A 21,674-nucleotide genomic window follows, 5' to 3' on the forward strand; every position below is an offset into this window, starting at 1 on the left:
ACCTCCGGCACCGACGCGGTTCTCGGCAGGCCAGTTGGTTCCGAACGGGGTACTCCGCTCGAGCCCCGTCCCGGCGAGCCTGTGCTGTCATGTGGTCCGTAGGCGGCCCGGCCGTTCGGTGTGTGGACTCCCCTGACGTAGTGGGAGAGTTCGGCGTGGTCCAGCGCCCAGTCGAAGCCTTCGCGGCCGATCTCGACGGCCAGGACGGTCTCCTGGCCCTCCTTCGTGGCCCAGCCGCAGCCGTACATCATCCACAGGAAGCTCGGCTTGATCCATGTCAAGCCGCGCTCATAGCCCAGTTCCTTGCACCATTGGAGGTGCTGGTTCTCTCCCGGCGGGTTGATGTCCCCGGCGGCTCGGTCGAGATGAGTCGGCTATGACGGAAACAGCCATTCCATCGCGGCAAGGCTCTTGTCGACGTATTTGCCTTGTTCCGTCTCGATGCCGTATGCCAGATCCTCGAACACACTGCACCTGGCATAGAACACGGCACGCTCGCTGAGAGCCGCGACGTCGTTGACGTCGGTTCGATAGGTGCTGATGGCGGCGCGGGTGGCCGCGGGGCCGAGATCGCGGTAGAGCAGCCCGAAGTCGCAGGCTGGATCGACGACGGCGGCATCGCTCCAGTCGATGATGCCGGTCACCGTCCATGCGACCGGATCGACGAGAACGTGTTCGATCCCCAGATCGTTGTGGGAGAACGTTGGGGTGCAGCCATCGTGCGGTGGTGCGGCGTCCAGGAACGCCTCGACGGATCGGCGCTGCGCCGCCGGTACCTGCCCGGCCACCGTCACATAGTTCTCGGTGGCCTCATGTCGCCACTCGGCCACCGGCTGGTGGTCCGTTTCCACGGCCATCCGATCGATCGCAACAGCATGCAGCGCAGTGAGTAGCTCGCCAAGCGTGGCGCCGATCGACGTGCCGTGGGCCGATCGCTGGTGCCGCGGCATATCCACCAGTGGCACGCCGGGGAGCTTGAAGTAGGCCAGACACCCCTGCTCCGCGACCGTGAACGTCGGCTGGGGCACGGGCAGCGGCGAAACGTCGGCGACGGCAGCAAGCACGCGGGCCTCGTGGTTCAGCAGGGCGGCCCGCCGTGCCAGGTCGGGCTCCTTGCTGAAGCGCACGATCAGCTCACCGTTCACCTCGTACGCCAGATTGTCCAGGCCCTCGCCGAGCTGCACGACGGAGTCGACCTGGTAGTCGGGCATGTGCGTCATCACGACGCTGCGGACGTCTGCGACGCGGTCGCGGCTGGGACTGGTCATTCGCGGACGATATCAATCGACCACACGACGTCAGCGGTGGTCATCGAGTGGCCGCGCGGTCGCCGACCAGGCCCGCAACGGCGCGGATCGCCTCTCTTCAGGCACCGAAAGGGGCTGTGAACGCGCCTTGATGACTCACATCATGCGGTCGCGCTTCCAGGCGGTGGGGAAGCGTCCGTCACGGGCAGCGAGGAGGCCGATGGAGCGTGAGTAGGCCTGGTGGACGGTGACGGTGGTGTCCGTGTACTGGGCACGGATCTGGCGCTGCGGGACAGCCGATGCTGTCATGGCGTCATCACAGCATCGGCCGGTCCCGTTCGGCGAGCGGGTTTCCGCGGCTCAGGGCGCCGTGAACAGGGCCGGGAAGCGGGGTGCGAGCCAGGGCTTGCGGCCCCATGTCAGCACCCGTCCCCGGGCCATCGCCCCCCAGGGATCGCACCGGCCGAGGGCGATCAGCAGGAAAGTGACCGGCTCGATGGAAATGGTGCAGTCGGGGCGGCGGAGCGGCTCGCGGCTGACGGCCACCGCACCGTCGGTGACGGTCACCCCGAAGCTGGAGCCGCCGCGCAGCCGGATCGTGTAGCGGGCGGTCAGGCCTGCGGCGGCAGCGGCGACGACCCGCGGCATGGCCGTGATCATGAAGGGCATCGACAGCTCGACCCGCGCACGGTCGAGCATGTGCGGACGGCCCACCGCGCGGGCGAGATCGTAGCCGTGGCCGAGCATGTGCGTGAGGAGGTACGAGCCGAGGGTGGCCACGTCCATCGGGCCCAGCGGGGTCTGCACCGGCTGCTGCGGTTTCGCCGTCTCTTCGGCCGGACGTCCGTCCAGCGTCGCGAGATAGGCGGCCGCCTGCGCCACGATCATGTCGGCCAGCGGGGCGGCCCGGCGCTCGTCGAACCCTGCGAGGGCACGCGCGTTGGCCTCCGCCAGGCTCTGCGGAGTGCCGTCCCCCCATGCGCGTTCCTGGCCGGCCGCGACCTCGGCCATCAGCTCATTGGCCTGCGCCAGGTGGGCCGCCGCCTCGCCGAGGGTCCACTCGGATCCGGGGACCGGGACATCCGTGTCCGTGCGGCCGCGCAGCAGCGCCGCGATCTCCTCGGCGGTGTCGCGTATCGCCTCGGCAAGTCCTTCGGGGAGCGCGGCTCCCCGCTCCTGGGCAGGCGTGAGTTCCACAGCGGTCGCTCCTCGGGGTCCGGCGGGTCCGTGCAGAATGCCACGCTCGGCGCCGGACATGAAGATCGAGGGACGGGTGCGGGCACCGGGAGTCCGGGCCGTCGCACGGGCCGAGGCCCCGGCCGCCGCCTCCCTGGAACGCGGTGGCGGCGGCCGGGGCCTCGGCCCGGTGCGTACGGATCAGTGGTTGCGGGGGAAGCCGAGGTCCACACCGGCCGGGGCGTCGGCCGGGTCCGGCCAGCGGGTGGTGACGACCTTGCCGCGGGTGTAGAAGTGCACGCCGTCGTTGCCGTAGATGTGGTGGTCGCCGAAGAGCGAGTCCTTCCAGCCACCGAAGGAGTGGTAGCCCACCGGCACCGGGATCGGCACGTTGACGCCGACCATGCCGGCCTCGATCTCCAGCTGGAAGCGGCGGGCGGCGCCGCCGTCGCGGGTGAAGATCGCGGTGCCGTTGCCGAACGGCGAGGCGTTCATGAGGGCGACGCCTTCCTCGTACGTCTCGGTGCGCAGGACGCACAGCACCGGGCCGAAGATCTCGTCCCTGTACGCGTCCGAGTCGGTGGAGACGTGGTCGAGGAGGGAGAGGCCGATCCAGTGGCCGTCCTCGAACCCATCGACGGTGTAGCCGGTGCCGTCGAGGACGACCTCGGCTCCCTGGGCCGCAGCGCCGGTGACGTACGAGGCGACCTTGTCGCGGTGGGCGGCGGTGATCAGCGGGCCCATCTCGGACGTCGGGTCGTTGCCGGGGCCGATCTTGATCTTCTCGGCGCGCTCCTTGATCCTGGCGACGAGCTCGTCGCCGATGGCGCCCACCGCGACGACCGCGGAGATCGCCATGCAGCGCTCACCGGCGGAGCCGTACGCGGCGGAGACCGCGGCGTCGGCGGCGGCGTCGAGGTCCGCGTCCGGCAGGACGAGCATGTGGTTCTTCGCGCCGCCGAGCGCCTGGACGCGCTTGCCGTTGGCGGAGGCGGTGGTGTGGATGTAGCGGGCGATCGGGGTGGAGCCGACGAAGGACACCGCGGCGACGTCCGGGTGGTTCAGCAGTCCGTCGACGGCGACCTTGTCGCCGTGCAGCACGTTCAGCACGCCGTCCGGCAGTCCGGCCTCGGCGGCCAGCTCGGCCAGCAGGTTGGCGGCCGACGGGTCCTTCTCGCTCGGCTTCAGCACGAACGTGTTGCCGCAGGCGATGGCCAGCGGGAACATCCACATCGGCACCATCGCCGGGAAGTTGAACGGCGTGATGCCCGCGACGACACCGAGCGACTGGCGGATCGAGGAGACATCGACCCGGCTGGAGACCTGGGTGGACAGCTCGCCCTTGAGCTGGGTGGTGATGCCGCAGGCCAGCTCGACGATCTCCAGACCGCGGGCGACCTCGCCGAGCGCGTCGGAGTGCACCTTGCCGTGCTCTGCGGTGATCAGCGCGGCGATGTCGTCGCGGCGGGCGTCGAGCAGCGCGCGGTAGCGGAAGAGGACGGCGGTGCGGGTGGCCAGCGACGACGTGCCCCACGTCGCGTACGCGTCCTTCGCTGCGGCGACCGCGGCGTCGACCTCTTCGAGGGAGGCGAGGGCTACCTGGGTGGTGACGGCGCCGGTGGCCGGGTCGGTGACCGGGCCGTAGTTGCCCGACGTGCCCTCGACGGTCTTGCCACCGATCCAGTGGTTGACGGTCTTCATTGCGTACTCCTTCAGGCCTTCAGAGGTGGCGGCGTCGGGCTGCGACTTGCCGGTCGTAGTCTTCCCGGGCCTTGACCGCCGACGGGCGGGCTGCCGTTTCGGCTACAGGAACATCCCACCACGCCTGGGCCGGAGGGGGGCCCGACACTGTGTCTGCCGTTTTGGTCTCGACGTAGACACAAGTGGGACGGTCCGACGCACGCGCGTCGGCGAGTGCTTCACGCAGGTCACGCACGGTCCTGGCGCGCAGCACCCGCATGCCGAGGGAGGCGGCGTTGGCCGCGAGATCGACGGGCAGCGGGGGGCCGGTGAAGGTGCCGTCGGCGGCCCGCTGCCGGTAGGCCGTACCGAAGCGCTCACTGCCGACGGCTTCGGACAGTCCGCCGATCGAGGCATAGCCGTGGTTCTGCAGGACGACGACCTTGACCGGCAGGTTCTCCTGCACGGCGGTGACGATCTCGGTGGGGTTCATGAGGTACGTGCCGTCGCCGACGAGCGCCCAGACGGGCCGGCCGGGGGCGGCCAGCTGCACGCCGATCGCGGCCGGGATCTCGTATCCCATGCAGGAGTAGCCGTACTCGACGTGGTACTGGCGGCGGGAGCGGGTCCGCCACAGCTGGTGCAGATCGCCGGGGAGCGAGCCCGCCGCGTTGATCAGGATGTCGTCGTCGGTGACCAGGCTGTCGAGCAGGCCGAGGACCTGGACCTGGGTGGGCCGCGCCTCCGGGGCGTCGGCGGCGTATGCCGCGTCGACGCGCTGTTCCCAGTGCCGCTTGGCATCGGTGTACTCGGTCTCGTAGTCCGGGTCGACGCGGTAGTTGCGCTCGTTCAGCGCTTTGGTCAGGGCTTCGAGAGCCGCACGGGCGTCGGCGACGAGCGGGAACGCGGCGAGCTTGTGGGCGTCGAAGCCGGTGATGTTGACGCCGAGGAAGCGGACGGCCGGGTTCGCGAAGAGGGTGGCGGAGGCGGTGGTGAAGTCGGTGCAGCGGGTGCCGATGCCGATGACCAGGTCGGCGGTACGGGCCAGTTCGTCGGCGGTCGCGGTGCCGGTGTGGCCGATGCCGCCGACGTCGGCGGGGTGGTCGTGGTGCAGCGACCCCTTGCCGGACTGGGTGGAGGCGACAGGGATGCGGGTGGCGGCCGCGAAGGCGGCGAGGGTCTCCTCGGCCGCGCTGTGATGCACCCCGCCGCCCGCGATGATCAGCGGGCGACGGGCACTGCGCACGGCCCGTACCGCCTGCTCCAGTTCGTGCTCGTCGGGCCCGGGGCGACGTACGTACCAGACGCGCTCGGCGAAGAACTCCTCCGGCCAGTCGTACGCCTCCGCCTGTACGTCCTGCGGGAGTGCGAGCGTGACGGCGCCGGTCTCCGCCGGGTCCGCGAGGGTCCGCATGGCCTGGAGGGCGGCCGGGACGAGCGCTTCGGGGCGGGTGATCCGGTCGAAGTAGCGGGAGACGGGGCGCAGACAGTCGTTGACCGAGACGTCGCCCGCGGACGGGACTTCGAGCTGCTGGAGTACGGGGTCGGCGGGGCGGGTCGCGAAGACGTCACCGGGCAGCAGGAGGACGGGGAGGTGGTTGACGGTGGCGAGGGCGGCGCCGGTGACGAGGTTGGTGGCGCCGGGGCCGATGGAGGTGGTGACGGCATGTGCGGAGAGCCGGCCCGACTGGCGGGCGTATCCGACGGCGGCGTGCACCATGGACTGCTCGTTGCGGCCCTGCAGGTAGGGCATGGCGGGCCCGGTCTCCAGGAGGGCCTGGCCGATCCCGGCGACGTTGCCGTGGCCGAAGATGCCCCAGGTGGCACTGATCAGACGCTGCCGCCGGCCGTCGCGTTCGGTGTACTGGCGGGCGAGGAAGGCCACCAGGGCCTGGGCGGTGGTGAGCCTGCGGGTACTCACTGGGGTACCTCCTGACCGGAGAGTCCGTGGAGCGGAAGCCGGGGGTCGACCGGCTGGGCGGGCCAGGTGTCGCGGATCCAGCCGTGGTCGGGGTGGTCGCTGATCAGCCACTCCCGCTGCTCCCCCGGTCCCGCCATCACATTGAGGTAGTACATGGTGTGGCCGGGGGCGGCGATGGACGGGCCGTGCCAGCCGTCGGGGATCAGGACGGCGTCGCCGCTGCGGACTTCGGCGAGGACGTCCGTGCCGCCGGGCCGGGACGGGGACACCCGGTGGTAGCCGAGGCCGGGCCTGCCGTGGTTCTCCTCGATCTCGAAGTAGTAGATCTCTTCGAGGACGGACTCGGCCCCGGGGCGGTACTCGTCGTGTTTGTGCGGCGGGTAGGAGGACCAGTTGCCGCCGGGGGTGAGGACCTCGACGGCGATCAGCCGGTCGCAGTCGAAGGTGTCGGCGGCGGCGAAGTTGTTGACCTGGCGCGAACAGGTCCCGGAGCCGCGCAGCTCGACGGGAACCTCCGGCGCGGGCCCGTAGCGGGCGGGGAGTCGTCGCCCGCACTTCGCTCCTGCCAGGGCGAAGCGGCCTCCCGCGCCGGAGGAGATCTGCGCATGGGTGTCACGCGGTACGTACGCGAAGTCGGACACCCCGCTGAACACGCTTTCACGTCCCAGCAGTTCAAAGATCTCACCTGAGGCGAGCACCGTACAGCCGCCGGTCAACGGCAGGACGATCCATTCGCTCTCCCCGGTGACGAGTGTGTGAACACCGCCCGGCGGCAGCTCCACCACGCGCAGGCTCGACCGGTCCCAGCCGGCCCGCTTCGGGTCGATGTCCAGGGCGTACGGTCCGTCGGCCGCGCTGCCGGCAGGCAGATGCCGCTGCCGCCACGGCCGTTCCCGTACCCGTGCGTCGTTGTCCGTCGTCATGCCCTCTCCTTACCCGTCCCCGCTCATTCGCTACAGCAGTGCCACGGCCGTGTCGACGGCCCCGGCCACATCGCCGTCGACCGGATAGAGCAACGACCGCCCGGCCACCAGCCCCTGGACGGTGGGCAGTCGGAGCGCGCCACGCCATTTCTCGTACGCACCCTCCTGGTCGTCGCCCACCTCGCCGCCCAGCAGCACGGCGGGCAGCGTCGAGGTCTCCATCACGCGCGCCATGTCGTCGGGGTTGTCGGTGACGGGGACCTTGAGCCAGGTGTACGCGGAGGTGCCGGCCAGCCCCGAGGCGATGGCGATCGACGTGGTCACCGCCGCCGCACCGAGGTCGTTGCGGACCTTGCCGTCGACACGGCGGCAGAGGAACGGCTCGACGAAGACCGGCAGCCGGTGCGCGGCCATGGCGTCGATCGCGCGGGCGGTGGCATGCATCGTGTCGAGGGAACCGGGGTCGTCGTAGTCGATCCGGAGCAGCAGCTTGCCCGCGTCGAAGCCGAGCCGGGCGAGGTCGTCGGGGCGGTGGCCGGTGAAGCGGTCGTCGAGTTCGAAGGAGGCGCCCGCGAGTCCGCCGCGGTTCATCGAGCCGACGGCGACCTTGTTCTCCAACGCGCCGAGAAGCAGCAGGTCGTCGAGGATGTCGGCGGTGGCGAGGACGCCGTCGACGCCGGGTCGGGAGAGGGCGAGGCAGAGCCGCTCCAGGAGCTCGAACCGGTTGGCCATGGCCAGTTCGCGCTCGCCGACGGCGAAGGATCCGCGGGCCGGGTGGTCCGCGGCGATGATCATCAGGCGGCCGCTGTCGCCGACGAGGGGCCGCCTCCGGCGCCGGGCGGCCGCCTCGCCGACGGCCTCGGGATGGCGCACGCGCAGCCGGACGAGGTCGGAGACGGAGGAGGCCGCGGGCCTCATGAGACCGCCCCTGGTCCACCGGCGGGGACGGCGCCGCGAGCGAGCGCTTCCTCGACTTCGTGCGGGAACGGCATGGCGGGCGAACAGGCGAGCCGGGACGCGACGATGGCACCGGCGGCGTTGGCGTACCGCATGATGCGCTCGGTCTCCCAGCCGGCGAGCAGCCCGTGGCAGAGCGCACCGCCGAACGCGTCTCCGGCGCCGAGACCGTTGACGACCTCGACGGGCAGGGGCGGGACGTCGGCGACGGTGCCGTCGCGGTGGACGGCGAGGACGCCCTTGGGGCCCTGCTTGACGACGGCGAGCTCGACCCCGGCGGCGAGCAGGGCGCGGGCGGCGGCGTACGGCTCGCGCTCCCCGGTGGCGATCTCGCACTCGTCGAGATTGCCGACGGCGACGGTGGCGTGCGCGAGGGCCTCGCGGTAACGCGCGGATGCGGTCGGGTGGGCGGGGTGGTCCGCGCTCGGGCGACCGGGGGCGTCGGCCCAGAACATCGGGCGCCAGTCCAGGTCGAAGACCGTGAGGGGGGCTCCGGGACCGCGGCTCCGCTCGCCGCGTGACCGCTCCCGGGCCTCGCTCCGGGCGCGCAGCGCCCGCAGCGTCGCGGTGCGGCTCGGTTCCGCGCAGAGGCCGGTGCCCGTCATCCAGAAGACGCGGGCCGCCCGGATCGCGTCGAGATCGAGCTCCGCCTCGTGGATCTCCAGGTCGGGCGCCTTGGGCTGCCGGTAGAAGTAGAGCGGGAAGTCGTCCGGCGGGAAGATCTCGCAGAAGGTCACCGGCGTCGGATACGCGTCGACGGGTGTCACCCACCGGTCGTCCACCCCGAACTCCCTGAGCTGCTGGTGGAGATAGTTCCCGAACGCGTCCCGGCCGGTGCGCGTCACCACCGCCGTCCGCCGGCCGAGCCGGGCCGCAGCGACGGCCACATTGGCCGGTGAGCCGCCGAGAAACTTTCCGAAGGTGTCGACCTGAGCCAGCGGCAGACCCGTTTGGAGTGGGTAGAGATCCACCCCGATCCGCCCCATGGTGATCACGTCGTACGTCCCAGGCATACGCATCCCTTCGACCGGCGACCGGAGCGGCTGCCCCCAGGTCTAGCCCTCTCCCCGGAACCCTGTCAACATTTTGTCCGGACATACGGACTAAGGCTTGACACCCGTCTTCCGGGGCCGGAAGGCTGGGCGATATGACCTCCTCCGCATCCGCTCCGGCCCGCATCCGCATCGGCTCGGCACCCGACTCCTGGGGGGTCTGGTTCCCCGACGATCCTCAGCAGGTGCCGTGGCAGCGCTTCCTCGACGAGGTCTCCGAGGCCGGTTACGAGTGGATCGAGCTGGGCCCGTACGGCTACCTCCCGACCGACCCGGCACGCCTCGCCGACGAGACCCGGCGCCGCGGCCTGACCGTCTCCGCGGGCACCGTTTTCACCGGATTGCACCATGGCCCCGGCGTCTGGGACCGGACCTGGGCGCATGTCGCCGGCATCGCTGCGCTCACCCGGGCGATGGGCGCCGAACATCTGGTCGTCATCCCGTCGTTCTGGCGCGACGACAAGACCGGCGAGGTACGGGAGGAGCGGACGCTCACCGTGGAGCAGTGGCGCGACCTCACCACCCAGACGGAGCGGCTGGGCCGCGAGGTGCAGGACCGCTACGGGCTGCGCATCGTCGTCCACCCGCATGCGGACACCCATATCGACAGTGCCGAGAACGTCAGCCGGTTCCTCGACGCCACGGACCCCGATCTGGTCTCGCTCTGCCTGGACACCGGCCACTACGCCTACTGCGGCGGCGACAGCGTCAAGCTCATCGAGACCTACGGCGAGCGGATCGGCTATCTGCACCTCAAGCAGGTGGACCCGGAGATCCTGGCCCAAGTCGTGGCGGACGAGGTGCCGTTCGGCCCGGCCGTGGCGCGCGGGGTGATGTGCGAACCGCCGAACGGCGTGCCGGCCCTGGCCCCGGTGCTGGACGCCGCCCGCCGGCTGGACGTCGATCTGTTCGCGATCGTCGAGCAGGACATGTATCCGTGCCCTCCCGACAAGCCCCTCCCGATCGCCCGCCGCACCCGCGACTTCCTCCGCTCGTGCGGCACCCCGGAGCGCGCACCCGACACGCCGAGCCGTCCGGGTATGTGACGTCGGGACACCGCGCGGTGTTGTTCTCGGCGAGATGAGGGTGCGGCTGCCGCCGCGCCCCTCGACCGAACAAGGAGCTGCTCGCCGTGACCCGAAAGACGCCCTTCTCCCCCAGGACGGCCGGCGCCTCGGCCCTGGCCGTAATCGCCCTGGTCGCCGCCCTCGCCGCAAGCCCCGTCGCCGCAGCGGCGGAGCCCGACCCGGTACCGCCGTTCGCACCGCCCGGCGCGGGCGCGGCGTGCGTGTTCTACGACGGCAACCGGCCGACCCTCTACGGCGAGCAGGGCGACCGGGTGTCCGAGGTGCAGTGCCTGCTGGCCAACCGCCGGTATCTGCCGTGGAGCGCGGTCGACGGCACCTTCGGCCCGATGACGCTCATCGCCGTCCAGCGCTTCCAGGCGGACCACCCGCCGCTCGTCCCCGACGGCCAGGTCGACGAGCAGACCTGGTCGGCGCTCTGGCACGCCTGAGGGCTGTCCCGTACCGGGGCGGGCCCCCCTTTCACCTCATGCGCGCGTTCTGTCACGGAGATCACTCCCGCGTCACGCATGTCTTCGTTACGCGGGTCTTCCGTCACAGACGCTCGACAGCCCCTCCCTGCTCGTCACTCCGCGTCGTTCACCGAACACAGGCCGAGTGATCGTCAGCGTGCGCGCCGTGGCTCCCCCGACGGCTCCCGGCTGCCGCTGCGGTGCAGAACAGAGCAGAGAGGTGCCACTCATGACGGACAGAAGGCTCTGGTCCTACAAGGACATTGCCGCGCACATCCGGGTGCAGCCGGACACCGTCCGCTCGTACCGCAAGCACGGTCTGCTCCCCGCACCGGACCATGTGGAGGGCGGCAAGCCCTACTGGTACGCGGACACGGTCCGCGCCTGGGTCGCTTCCCGCCCGGGCAACCGGGGCCGCAGGGAGTGACATCTCCTCGACCGTCCCCTTTCCCTCCCTGCCCGTCGCAGACCCCGGGCGTCAGGCGCAGGGAGGGCCGGGGGCGGGCTACTTCGCCGGTTCGATGATCGTGACCCCTGCCCCGAGCGCCGTTCCCATCGCGGCGAGCGCCGCCGGGGCCGCGTCCAGCGCGATGGTGGAGGTCACCAGCAGTTCCGGGCGCAGGGCACCGCTGCGCACCATGTCCATCATCGGCGGGTAGTCGTGCGCGGCCATTCCGTGGCTGCCGAGGATCTCCAGCTCCAGCCCGATCACGCGCGCCATGGGCACGACGGGGGCCGTGGGCAGCAGGCCCACCTGCACATGGCGGCCCCGCCACCGCAGGCTGCGGACCGAGGCGGCGCAGGTGACCGGCGAGCCCAGCGCGTCGAGTGACAGATGGGCCCCGCCACCGGTCAGTTCGCGCACCGCCTCGTCCGCGCCGCCCGGATACGCGGACGCGTCCACGCACTCCACCGCCCCGAACGACCGCGCCAGTTCGAGCGCGCGAGCCGAGACGTCGACCGCGACCACCTGGGCTCCACAGGCCGCCGCGATCATGACGGCCGACAGTCCGACCCCACCGCAGCCGTGCACCGCGACCCACTCGCCCGGCGCCACCCGCCCCTGGCCGACGACGGCCCGGAACGCCGTGGCGAACCGGCACCCGAGACCTGCCGCCGCCGCGAACGACAGCCCCTCGGGCACGGCGACCAGATTGACGTCGGCCTGTTCCAGCGCCACGTACGAGGCGAACGACCCCCAGTGGGTGAACCCCGGCTGGGTCTGCCGCTCACAGACCTGCTGAGCCCCGGCCGCACAGGCGGGACAGCGGCCGCAGGCGCAGATGAACGGAACGGTGACCCGGTCGCCGGGGCGCCAGTTGACGACTGCGCTTCCCACTGCCTCGACCACACCGGCGAGTTCATGGCCCGGCACATGCGGCAGGGTGATGTCCGGGTCGTGGCCCATCCAGCCGTGCCAGTCGCTGCGGCACAGCCCGGTCGCCTCGACACGGACCACGACGCCCTGTCCGGAGGGGACGGGATCCGGCACGTCCTGCACCTTGGCGTCCCGCCCGAATTCCTCGAACACCACTGCCCGCATCCTGCTCCGCCTCCCGCTTCCGCCCGTCGGTCATGGCCACCCATGATGCCGCCCTCCGTATGACCCCGAATGACCGGCACCACCCGGCCGGAGCAGCCTCCCGCCTCGCATTTATACCCCCTAGGGGTATAAAGTGATGAGTGTTGGGGTGCACCGTCGTTCCCCGTGCCCCCTGGCGCCACACGGAGATGTCCGCGTCGAAGAGGAGAACCACCATGACCACCGAGACCCAACTGCCCCAGGCAACCGGCTCCTGCTGCTCGCCCAGCGGCTCCTGCCACGACAGTACGAGCGGTGAGGCCACCACGGGCGGGGTCACCACCGTCTACCAGGTGACCGGCATGACCTGCGGGCACTGCGAGGGCGCCGTCTCCGAGGAGGTCTCCGGCATCGAGGGTGTCACGTCGGTGAAGGCCGTGGCCTCCACCGGCCGGGTGACCGTGGTCTCCATGGTGCCGCTGGCCGAGGACGCCGTGCGCGCAGCGGTCGACGAGGCGGGTTACGTGCTCGTCGGTCAGGCCTGAATTCCGTCCGGCCCACCTGGACACCCCGGAGCGAACCCACGTCACCCGCGTCTTTCGCACCACCCGCACCACCCGTCGCCGCCGGGCCGGACCGACCAGCGAATACTGGGAGGCACGGCCCGGTCGGCATTTCAGGAGTTCGGACATGCACAGCGCAACAGAGGCCGAAGCACCGGCAGCCGCGAGTTCGCGGGCCGAGCTCACGATCGGCGGGATGACCTGCGCCTCGTGCGCGGCCCGCGTCGAGAAGAAGCTCAACCGGATGGACGGCGTCACGGCCACCGTCAACTACGCGACCGAGAAGGCCCGCGTCGAGTTCGGTGCCGGGACCCGGCTTGCGGACCTGATCGCCACGGTCGAGAGGACCGGCTATACGGCGCAGTCGGTGCCGCGGCCCGCTCCGGCGCCGCCGGCCGCGCCCGTGCGACCGGCCAGGCCTGCGCCCGCGCAGCCGGCCGACGCGGCGGGGCCCCTCGCCGACTTCGGCACCGGCCTCGGCGCCGGCCCAGGGTCCAGTGCCGACACCGGCGCCGGCGCCGGACCCGGCACGGACGTCGAGGTTCCGGACACCACGGAAGCCGACGCGGCCCGCACCCTCTCCGCCCTGCGTCAGCGCCTCGTCGTCTCGGCCGTACTCGCCGCCCCCGTCGTCCTTCTCTCCATGGTTCCCGCCTTCCAGTTCGACAACTGGCAGTGGCTCTCGCTCACCCTCGCCGCCCCGGTGGTCGTCTGGGGCGGTCTGCCCTTCCACCGCGCCACCTGGGCCAACCTCCGCCATGGCGCGGCCACCATGGACACCCTGGTCTCGGTCGGCACACTCGCCGCCTTCGGCTGGTCGCTCTGGGCGCTCTTCTTCGGGACTGCCGGAACGGCCGGTATGCGGCACGGCTTCGACTTCACCGTCGTGCACACCGACGGCTCCTCCACCCTCTACCTGGAGGTCGCCGCCGGGGTCATCGCCTTCATCCTGCTGGGCCGCTGGCTGGAGGCGAAGTCCAAGCGGAAGGCGGGTTCCGCACTCCGCGCGCTGATGCATCTGGGCGCCAAGGACGTCACCGTCCTCCGGAACGGCACGGAGGTTCTCATCCCCGTCGGCCTCCTCACGGTCGGCGACCGCTTCGTCGTCCGCCCCGGCGAGAAGATCGCCACCGACGGCACCGTCACCGAAGGCACCTCCGCCGTGAACGTGGCCATGCTCACCGGCGAGTCCGTCCCGGCCGACGTGAGCGCCGGGGACACCGTCACCGGCGCCACCGTGAACGTCTCGGGCCGCCTCGTCGTACGGGCCACCCGGGTCGGCGCCGACACCCAGCTGTCCCGGATGGCCCGGCTCGTCGAGAACGCCCAGAGCGGGAAGGCCGAGGTGCAGCGTCTCGCCGACCGGATCTCCGCGGTCTTCGTCCCGGTCGTCCTGGTGATCGCGCTGGTCACCCTGGCCGTCCGGCTGCTGCTCACGGGCGACGTGACGGCCTCGTTCACCGCCGCCGTCGCCGTACTGATCATCGCCTGCCCCTGCGCCCTGGGCCTCGCCACACCCACGGCCCTCATGGTCGGTACGGGGCGCGGTGCCCAGCTCGGCATCCTGATCAAGGGCCCCGAGGTCCTGGAGACCACGCGCCGCGTCGACACGATCATCCTGGACAAGACCGGTACGGTCACCACCGGACGGATGACGCTGCAGGACGTCCACCCGGCACCCGGCACCGACGCGTCGCAGCTGCTGCGGCTGGCCGGAGCCCTGGAACACGCCTCCGAGCACCCCGTCGTCCAGGCCGTCGCCGCCGGTGCCCGCGGGCGGACCGGAGCGGCACTGCCCGCCGTCGAGGACTTCGCGAACGTTCCGGGGCTCGGCGTGCACGGCATCGTCGACGGACACCGGGTGCTGGTGGGACGCCCGCGGCTGCTGACCGATGCGGGGATCGGCCTCCCCGAGGCGCTGTCGGCCGCCCTGACGGACGCGGCGGCCCGGGGCCGTACCGCGATCGCGGTCGCCTGGGACGGTGAGGCACGCGGCGCCCTCGCAGTCGCCGACGCGGTCAAGGACTCCAGCGCGGCGGCCGTGGCCGATCTGCGCGCTCTCGGCCTCCACCCGGTCCTGCTGACCGGTGACAACCGGGCGGTGGCGGACGCCGTGGCCCGTGCCGTCTCCATCGACGAGGTCTACGCCGAGGTACTGCCCGAGGACAAGGTGAACGTCGTAAAGCGGCTGCGCGCCGAGGGGCGGTCGGTCGCGATGGTCGGTGACGGTGTCAATGACGCGGCCGCGCTCGCGACGGCCGATCTCGGGCTGGCGATGGGCACCGGCACGGACGCCGCGATCGAGGCGAGCGACCTCACGCTCGTTCGTGGAGATCTCAAGGTGGCTGCCGACGCCATCCGTCTCTCACGGCGCACTCTGGCCACCATCAAGGGCAACCTCTTCTGGGCGTTCGGCTACAACGTCGCCGCCCTGCCCCTTGCGGCATTTGGCCTGCTCAACCCTATGATTGCCGGAGCGGCGATGGCGTTCTCCTCGGTCTTCGTCGTGACGAACAGCCTGCGGTTGCGCTCCTTCACATGATTTCCACAAAGAGATTTAGATCACATCGATTTGAGGGTAACCATTCAGCGGGCTCGCGAGTCTTAGAGTGCGATGCCAAGGACGTCTTGGGGGACGTCCGAATGAAGTGTCTTGGGGGACGCTTCAGGCAAGCGTTGGCCGGGGCACGTGCACCGGGGAGCTTTGAGCGGCCCTCCCGTGCGTACGTACCCCGGCAGACCGCCGTGCGGAGCGGCGGATCAGCGCAGCAGTACGAGGAAGGCACAGGAGCTTCGGCTCCCTCAGACGCCCGGCCGGATCCCGTGGGGGGAATCCGCTCCGGGATATGGGAAGCGCCTCGCTGTCGGCCCGTGGGGGGATCGATGGCGGGGCGCTTCTCGCCACCAGGGCACGCCGTGGGGCGCCTCGCGCCCTACGGGGCACACCGTCCGGCGCAACGGCGGCACAGGGCCCCTCGGACGGACTCCGCGGACTCCCCGGACTCCCGGGCAAGCAAATCGCCCCGGACACCGCGCTCTGTGCGAAGCGCGGTACGCGGGGCGAAGGCAGCCGGCCGACGGGGCCGGGGTGGTGCGAGGGTCAGCGACCCTCGACCGGGACGAAGTCACGCAGGACCTCGCCGGTGTAGATCTGGCGCGGGCGGCCGATGCGGGATCCCGGCTCCTTGATCATCTCGTGCCACTGGGCGATCCAGCCGGGAAGCCGGCCGAGCGCGAAGAGCACGGTGAACATCTCGGTCGGGAAGCCCATGGCCCGGTAGATCAGGCCCGTGTAGAAGTCCACGTTGGGGTAGAGGTTGCGCGAGACGAAGTACTCGTCGGAGAGCGCGTGCTCCTCCAGCTTGAGCGCGATGTCGAGCAGCTCGTCGGACTTGCCGAGCGCGGACAGCACGTCGTGGGCCGCAGCCTTGATGATCTTGGCGCGCGGGTCGAAGGACTTGTAGACGCGGTGGCCGAAGCCCATCAGCCGGACGCCGTCTTCCTTGTTCTTCACCTTGCGGATGAAGGAGTCGACGTCGCCGCCGTTGGCCTGGATACCCTCGAGCATCTCCAGCACCGACTGGTTGGCGCCACCGTGCAGCGGGCCCCACAGCGCCGAGATGCCGGCGGAGATCGAGGCGAACATGTTCGCCTGCGAGGAGCCGACCAGACGCACCGTGGAGGTCGAGCAGTTCTGCTCGTGGTCCGCGTGCAGGATGAGCAGCTTGTCGAGCGCGGAGACGACGACCGGGTCCAGCTCGTACTCCTGGGCGGGGACCGAGAAGGTCATGCGCAGGAAGTTCTCGACGTACCCGAGGTCGTTGCGCGGGTAGACGAAGGGGTGGCCGATCGACTTCTTGTACGCGTACGCGGCGATCGTCGGCAGCTTGGCCAGCAGACGGATCGTCGAGAGGTGACGCTGCTCCTCGTCGAACGGGTTGTGGCTGTCCTGGTAGAACGTGGACAGCGCGCTGACGACCGAGGACAGCATGGCCATCGGGTGGGCGTCGCGCGGGAAGCCGTCGAAGAACCGCTTGACGTCCTCGTGCAGCAGCGTGTGCTGGGTGATCTCGTTCTTGAAGGCCGACAGCTCGTCGACCTTCGGAAGCTCACCGTTGATGAGCGTGTACGCGACCTCGAGGAACGTCGAGCGCTCGGCGAGCTGCTCGATGGGATAGCCGCGGTACCGCAGGATGCCCTGCTCGCCGTCGAGGTAGGTGATGGCGGATTTATATGCGGCGGTGTTGCCGTACCCGCTGTCCAGCGTCACCAGGCCGGTATGTGCCCGGAGCTTCCCGATGTCGAAGCCCTTGTCGCCGACGGTGCTGTTGATCACCGGGTAGGTGTACTCGTCATCGCCGTACCGCAGTACTACAGAGTTGTCGCTCACGTCATCCCTCACCGACGTAGTGCCTCTTCTTCGAGGTTCCCTGACTGTCTCCACCCTCCCCCATTTGGCTCAGGAGAGTGCACTCGGGGTCGTCCATTGGACCTACCGGCGGCACTGAGTGCCGCCAACTTACTCATCCTGCCCCCTTGACTCCGGTTCCGGAAGGGCTCCGTGATGTTTCCCACCGATTTGATCGATCATTTTTTTCGGGGATCCTCCGCCCGGCCCGCCGCGCAACCGGTAATCCAGCGCCGTACAGCGCCTACCAGCGGAAACTGTCCGGACCGCTTGACCGATCGCCTGCCGTGAGCCGACGAGCACGACAAGCTTCTTGGCCCTCGTCACGGCCGTGTACAGCAGGTTGCGCTGGAGCATCATCCAGGCGCTCTTGGTGACCGGGATGACGACGGCCGGGTACTCACTGCCCTGGGAACGGTGGATCGTCATGGCGTACGCGTGGGCCAGCTCGTCCAGCTCGTCGAAGTCGTACGGGATCTCCTCGTCCTCGTCCGTCAGCACGGTCAGTTTCTGCTCGTCCAGGTCGAGGGCGGTGACGACGCCGACCGTGCCGTTGAAGACGCCGTTCTCCCCCTTGTCGTAGTTGTTGCGGATCTGGGTGACCTTGTCACCGATTCGGAAGACTCTTCCGCCCATCCGCTTCTCGGGCAGGTTGGGGCGGGCCGGCGTGATGGCCTGCTGGAGCAGTCCGTTGAGTGCTCCCGCACCGGCCGGACCGCGGTGCATCGGGGCCAGGACCTGCACGTCACGCCTCGGATCGAGACCGAACTTCGCCGGAATGCGGCGGGCCGCGACGTCGACCGCGAGCACGCCGGCCGCTTCCGTCTCGTCCTCGACGAAGAGGAAGAAGTCGCTGAGGCCCTGGGTGAGGGGCGGTGTCCCGGAGTTGATCCGGTGGGCGTTGGTGACGACGCCGGACTGCTGGGCCTGGCGGAAGACCGTCGTCAGCCGGACCGCCGGGACGGGGCCGCCCTCGGCGAGCAGGTCGCGCAGCACCTCACCCGCGCCGACCGACGGAAGCTGGTCGACATCCCCGACGAGCAGCAGATGGGCACCGGGTGCCACGGCCTTCAGCAGCTTGTTGGCGAGCAGCAGATCCAGCATCGACGCCTCGTCGACGACGACCAGGTCGGCGTCCAGCGGACGGTCCCGGTCGTATGCCGCGTCCCCGCCCGGCTTGAGCTCCAGCAGCCGGTGCACGGTGGACGCCTCGGCCCCGGTCAGCTCGGACAGCCGTTTCGCCGCCCGCCCGGTGGGCGCGGCCAGAACGACCTTTGCGTGTTTGGCGCGGGCCAGTTCCACGATGGAGCGCACGGTGAACGACTTGCCGCAGCCTGGTCCACCGGTCAGCACGGCAACCTTCCGGCTGAGCGCGAGCCGGACGGCGGCCTCCTGCTCGGGCGCCAGCGTCGCCCCGGTACGGCCCGCGAGCCACGTCAGCGCCTTGTCCCAGTCCACGTCCTGGAAGGCCGGCATCCGGTCCTCGGGAGTCCGCAGCAGCCGCTGCACCTGGGCGGCGAGGGCCACCTCGGCACGGTGGAACGGCACGAGGTACACGGCCGTGACCGGCTCGCCTCCCTCGGGCGACGGCACCCTCTCCCGTACGACGCCCTCCGGATCCTCCGCCAGTTCGGCGAGGCACTCGATGACCAGCCCCGTATCGACCTGGAGCAACTTCACCCCGTCCGCGATCAGCCGCTCCTCCGGGAGGAAGCAGTGCCCCTGGTCCGTGGACTGCGACAGCGCGTACTGCAGACCGGCCTTGACCCGCTCCGGACTGTCGTGCGGGATGCCGACCGCCTGCGCGATCTTGTCGGCGGTGAGAAAGCCGATGCCCCAGACGTCGGCGGCCAGCCGGTAGGGCTGGTTCTTCACGACGGAGATCGACGCGTCCTCGTACTTCTTGTAGATGCGGACGGCGATGGAGGTGGAGACCCCGACCCCCTGGAGGAAGACCATCACCTCCTTGATCGCCTTCTGCTCCTCCCACGCGGCGGCGATCATCTTCGTCCGCTTCGGCCCGAGCCCGGGAACCTCGACCAGGCGCTTCGGCTCCTGCTCGATGATGTCCAGGGTGTCGACGCCGAAGTGTGTGGTGATCCGGTCGGCCATCACCGGGCCGATGCCCTTGATCAGCCCCGAACCGAGATAGCGGCGTATGCCCTGGATGGTGGCGGGCAGCACGGTCGTGTAGTTCTCCACCGTGAACTGCTTGCCGTACTGGGAGTGCGAGCCCCAGCGCCCCTCCATCCGCAGCGACTCACCGACCTGCGCGCCGAGCAGCGAGCCGACGACGGTCAGCAGATCCCCCGCGCCCCGGCCCGTGTCGACGCGGGCGACCGTGTACCCGTTCTCCTCGTTGGCATACGTGATGCGCTCGAGCACACCCTCGAGGACGGCCATGTTGGACATGGACCGACGGTACCGGCCACCTCTGACAGTCCGACGGCGGAGTCCCGGCCATAGGGCGAAGTCGATATCAAGCCCGGGGTCAGGACCGGCGGAGCCACCGACCTGGACGTGACAGCCCGAGATGCAGACGGCAACGTCCACGGCTATCAGTTCAAGGAGATCCAGAACCCGAAGAAAGTCGTCACGAAGATCTTCGACAACATGAAGCAGCTGGACGAGTCAGGTGCCGATTTCCGGACGGCACGCTCGCCGCTGAACAGGTGTTTGCCGAAGACGGGTTGACGATGCTGATGGGCCGTCAGCGGGACATGGCTGGCCGCTCCACGAAGAATTGGCGCAAGGACGGGGAATGAGCGCCTGACGTGAGGGCGGACGTTCGCCCGCAACGCGCGATCGGCTCCGCGCCATCGAGCGGGGCGGACTCGCCGGCGTCGGGCTCCTCATGCGTGACTGCCCGCGCGCACGCCTCTGCGGACCCAGGCGTGCGGCGCCGAGGAGGGGCGACCGTTCTTGGATGCCACAGAGGTCGTCGCCCCCGAGACCCGGACGCCGCCCGATGCCACAGCCGAACCGGGCGAGGTGCTGCGCGGACTCACCCCGGCTTCCCTCAGGAAGACGTGCGAGATCACCTACGACGCGAAGATCGGCGACGGCCGCCCCGCCCACGAGGGTCCGCACGGCATCGTCCGGCGCCGGGTCGACGACGGCCGTCCGCGTGACGAGGCTTTCACCGTCACCCCCACAGAGACGGCATCCCCGCCGCTTCGAGTGAGCCGACCGCACTTTCATGACATCGCGCTTTCATGACACCGCGTTTTCATCCATTACGCGGGGCGAATAGCGGGTTCTGCGCTCGGAACAGCCAATATACCCATGTCCACTTTGGGCGTTTTTGACACTTCTGTCGTGTGATGTGGACGATATGACGCGCGTCACCATTATGCGATTTAGTAGGACAAAGCACTCGCCTCATGGCTCGTTTGCGGCGATTTCGGACATGATTACTGGTCCCCTCTACTTAATTCGATAGTAATGAGGGTCATTGACCCGGAGTTGGACCCCGCTCAACAATTCGTGGAATCCCCACGGAAGAGGTAATTCCGATGCAGATCTCCACGATGTCCAAGAAGTTCGCCCGCATGACCCAGACCAAGAAGATCTCGCTGGGCATGGCCGCAGCCGGCGCCGCCGTCGTCGCCGGTTCTCTCGTCGGTGCTCCGGCCGCCTCGGCCGCCACCCCCGCCCAGTCCGGCAGCGGCAACGTCAGCAGCTGGATCAACCAGTCGCTGGAGATCATGCACGCCAAGGGCATCCCGGGTACCTACAACGGCATCTACCGCAACCTGATGCGCGAGTCCTCCGGCAACCCCAACGCCATCAACAACTGGGACTCCAACGCCGCCAAGGGCATCCCGTCCAAGGGCCTGCTCCAGGTCATCGACCCGACCTTCAAGGCGTACCACGTCGACGGCACCTCGTGGAACATCTACGACCCGGTCGCCAACATCACCGCCGCCTGCAACTACGCGGCGCACCGCTACGGCTCGATAGACAACGTCAACTCGGCCTACTGATCGGTCGGCGGCAGACCGATCCCGACGGCCACCGGCCTCGGACACCTCTTCCGCACGCTGAACCGCACGCCGTTCCCCCGGCACCTCAGATCTCGGGCGCAGAAGCCTCGCGATCTGCACGGGGGAACGGCGTGTGCTGCGTCAGGCGCTCCCTCGTGCAGGGGAGCCGCGAAGCGTCCGGGGGCGAGGACCTGCCGCCCCCGGGCGGCAGGTCCTCGCGGGACCGCACGGCCGCTCACCGAGGAGCGGCCGTGGTCTGGCGGCGCGCAGGCAGTCGTCCCTATGATGCTGCGCTGACCAGCGCCGTCGCCACCTTCCCGACCCGGCCCGGCATCGCCCCCTTGTCGCAGAGGACCTGCCCATGCCTTTCCGCCGGATCGCCGCCCTGGCCGCTGTACCCGTGACCGCACTGCTGCTGGCCGCCTGTGGCAGCAGCGACGTGCACGGCACCATAACCGAGAAGGAGTACAAGCCGGCCCGCACGACGTGGACGAACGAGCCGGTCACGAAGAAGCAGTGCACCACGTCCCGGAGCAACGGCAAGTCCAAGAAGTCGTGCCACACGGTGCGGACCGGTACCCACCGTGTCTCGCACCGGCATCCGGCGTGCTGGCAGATCGAGCTGGACGACGACGCACACGAGCTGTGCATAGCGAAGAGCCGATGGGACAAGGTGCGCGTCGGCGACAAGTGGTGACCGGC

At 70.0% G+C, this 21,674-nt stretch carries 19 protein-coding genes and 2 pseudogenes; 9 read left to right on the forward strand and 12 right to left on the reverse strand.

The genetic code is table 11. From position 1 onward, the window contains the following. Window positions 1-122 precede the first annotated feature (122 nt). The 9 genes and pseudogenes from LRD69_RS10330 to iolC all read right to left on the reverse strand — a co-directional run. Window positions 123-344 (reverse strand): annotated as a pseudogene (locus LRD69_RS10330) (DUF4291 family protein); the annotation flags it as partial. A 30-nt stretch (window positions 345-374) separates the two neighbouring features. Further along, a complete protein-coding gene (locus tag LRD69_RS10335) occupies window positions 375-1,268 on the reverse strand; it encodes a phosphotransferase (RefSeq protein ID WP_277326267.1) in 894 nt (297 codons plus the stop codon). A gap of 141 nt (window positions 1,269-1,409) precedes the next feature. Continuing rightward, window positions 1,410-1,556, reverse strand: a pseudogene (locus tag LRD69_RS10340) (DUF4291 family protein); the annotation flags it as partial. Between the two features lie 51 nt (window positions 1,557-1,607). Further along, entirely contained in the window at window positions 1,608-2,444 is an 837-nt protein-coding gene (locus tag LRD69_RS10345) for a maleylpyruvate isomerase family mycothiol-dependent enzyme (RefSeq protein WP_277326268.1), read from the reverse strand. Window positions 2,445-2,624: 180 nt separating this feature from the next. Next, complete coding sequence (mmsA, locus tag LRD69_RS10350; RefSeq protein ID WP_277326269.1) at window positions 2,625-4,124, reverse strand: CoA-acylating methylmalonate-semialdehyde dehydrogenase; 1,500 nt, start codon at window positions 4,122-4,124, stop codon at window positions 2,625-2,627. Between the two features lie 19 nt (window positions 4,125-4,143). After that, window positions 4,144-6,024, reverse strand: a complete 1,881-nt coding sequence (iolD, locus tag LRD69_RS10355) for a 3D-(3,5/4)-trihydroxycyclohexane-1,2-dione acylhydrolase (decyclizing) (RefSeq protein WP_277326270.1) — start codon at window positions 6,022-6,024, stop codon at window positions 4,144-4,146. Next, a complete protein-coding gene (iolB, locus tag LRD69_RS10360; protein WP_277326271.1) occupies window positions 6,021-6,947 on the reverse strand; it encodes a 5-deoxy-glucuronate isomerase in 927 nt (308 codons plus the stop codon). The genes iolD and iolB overlap by 4 nt, the downstream gene beginning before the upstream one ends. A 30-nt stretch (window positions 6,948-6,977) precedes the next feature. Further along, window positions 6,978-7,865 carry a deoxyribose-phosphate aldolase gene (locus LRD69_RS10365; protein ID WP_277326272.1) on the reverse strand — a complete coding sequence of 296 codons (888 nt, stop codon included), beginning with the start codon at window positions 7,863-7,865 and terminating at the stop codon, window positions 6,978-6,980. Beyond that, entirely contained in the window at window positions 7,862-8,917 is a 1,056-nt protein-coding gene (gene iolC, locus LRD69_RS10370; RefSeq protein WP_277326273.1) for a 5-dehydro-2-deoxygluconokinase, read from the reverse strand. Before iolC ends, LRD69_RS10365 begins: the two co-directional genes overlap by 4 nt. Before the next feature lie 134 nt (window positions 8,918-9,051). Here iolC and LRD69_RS10375 point away from each other — a divergent pair, with 134 nt between their 5' ends. The 3 genes from LRD69_RS10375 to LRD69_RS10385 all read left to right on the forward strand — a co-directional run bounded on the left by LRD69_RS10375 (window position 9,052) and on the right by LRD69_RS10385 (window position 10,920). After that, window positions 9,052-10,002, forward strand: a complete 951-nt coding sequence (locus tag LRD69_RS10375; RefSeq protein ID WP_277326274.1) for a sugar phosphate isomerase/epimerase — start codon at window positions 9,052-9,054, stop codon at window positions 10,000-10,002. An 86-nt stretch (window positions 10,003-10,088) separates the two neighbouring features. Beyond that, a complete protein-coding gene (locus LRD69_RS10380; protein WP_277326275.1) occupies window positions 10,089-10,472 on the forward strand; it encodes a peptidoglycan-binding protein in 384 nt (127 codons plus the stop codon). Window positions 10,473-10,722: 250 nt separating this feature from the next. Further along, entirely contained in the window at window positions 10,723-10,920 is a 198-nt protein-coding gene (locus LRD69_RS10385; RefSeq protein ID WP_277326276.1) for a MarR family transcriptional regulator, read from the forward strand. A 78-nt stretch (window positions 10,921-10,998) separates the two neighbouring features. Here LRD69_RS10385 and LRD69_RS10390 read toward each other — a convergent pair whose 3' ends face one another. Further along, window positions 10,999-12,036 (reverse strand): zinc-dependent alcohol dehydrogenase family protein, encoded by a 1,038-nt coding sequence (locus LRD69_RS10390; protein ID WP_277326277.1) that lies wholly within the window; start codon window positions 12,034-12,036, stop codon window positions 10,999-11,001. Between the two features lie 215 nt (window positions 12,037-12,251). Between LRD69_RS10390 and LRD69_RS10395 the strand changes: the two genes are divergently transcribed. Then, window positions 12,252-12,560 carry a heavy-metal-associated domain-containing protein gene (locus tag LRD69_RS10395; protein ID WP_277326278.1) on the forward strand — a complete coding sequence of 103 codons (309 nt, stop codon included), beginning with the start codon at window positions 12,252-12,254 and terminating at the stop codon, window positions 12,558-12,560. Between the two features lie 145 nt (window positions 12,561-12,705). Continuing rightward, window positions 12,706-15,120: a heavy metal translocating P-type ATPase gene (locus LRD69_RS10400; protein WP_277326279.1), complete on the forward strand. Its 2,415-nt coding sequence runs from the start codon at window positions 12,706-12,708 to the stop codon at window positions 15,118-15,120. A 558-nt stretch (window positions 15,121-15,678) separates the two neighbouring features. On the opposite strand, the gene LRD69_RS10405 is transcribed toward LRD69_RS10400, so the two are convergent. Beyond that, window positions 15,679-16,968 carry a citrate synthase gene (locus tag LRD69_RS10405; protein WP_277326280.1) on the reverse strand — a complete coding sequence of 430 codons (1,290 nt, stop codon included), beginning with the start codon at window positions 16,966-16,968 and terminating at the stop codon, window positions 15,679-15,681. Between the two features lie 129 nt (window positions 16,969-17,097). Continuing rightward, complete coding sequence (locus tag LRD69_RS10410; protein ID WP_277326281.1) at window positions 17,098-19,398, reverse strand: ATP-dependent RecD-like DNA helicase; 2,301 nt, start codon at window positions 19,396-19,398, stop codon at window positions 17,098-17,100. A 108-nt stretch (window positions 19,399-19,506) separates the two neighbouring features. Here LRD69_RS10410 and LRD69_RS10415 point away from each other — a divergent pair, with 108 nt between their 5' ends. The 4 genes from LRD69_RS10415 to LRD69_RS10430 all read left to right on the forward strand — a co-directional run bounded on the left by LRD69_RS10415 (window position 19,507) and on the right by LRD69_RS10430 (window position 21,669). Further along, the gene (locus LRD69_RS10415; protein ID WP_277326282.1) at window positions 19,507-19,680 is read left to right on the forward strand and encodes a hypothetical protein; all 174 of its coding nucleotides are present in this window, start codon (window positions 19,507-19,509) and stop codon (window positions 19,678-19,680) included. 228 nt (window positions 19,681-19,908) lie between these two features. Further along, window positions 19,909-20,205: a hypothetical protein gene (locus LRD69_RS10420; RefSeq protein WP_277326283.1), complete on the forward strand. Its 297-nt coding sequence runs from the start codon at window positions 19,909-19,911 to the stop codon at window positions 20,203-20,205. 311 nt (window positions 20,206-20,516) lie between these two features. After that, window positions 20,517-20,972 carry a transglycosylase SLT domain-containing protein gene (locus LRD69_RS10425; protein WP_277329685.1) on the forward strand — a complete coding sequence of 152 codons (456 nt, stop codon included), beginning with the start codon at window positions 20,517-20,519 and terminating at the stop codon, window positions 20,970-20,972. Window positions 20,973-21,333: 361 nt separating this feature from the next. After that, window positions 21,334-21,669: a hypothetical protein gene (locus LRD69_RS10430; RefSeq protein ID WP_277326284.1), complete on the forward strand. Its 336-nt coding sequence runs from the start codon at window positions 21,334-21,336 to the stop codon at window positions 21,667-21,669. The last annotated feature ends 5 nt before the right edge of the window (window positions 21,670-21,674 follow it).

Source organism: Streptomyces sp. JH14 (assembly GCF_029428675.1).
Classification (GTDB): domain Bacteria; phylum Actinomycetota; class Actinomycetes; order Streptomycetales; family Streptomycetaceae; genus Streptomyces.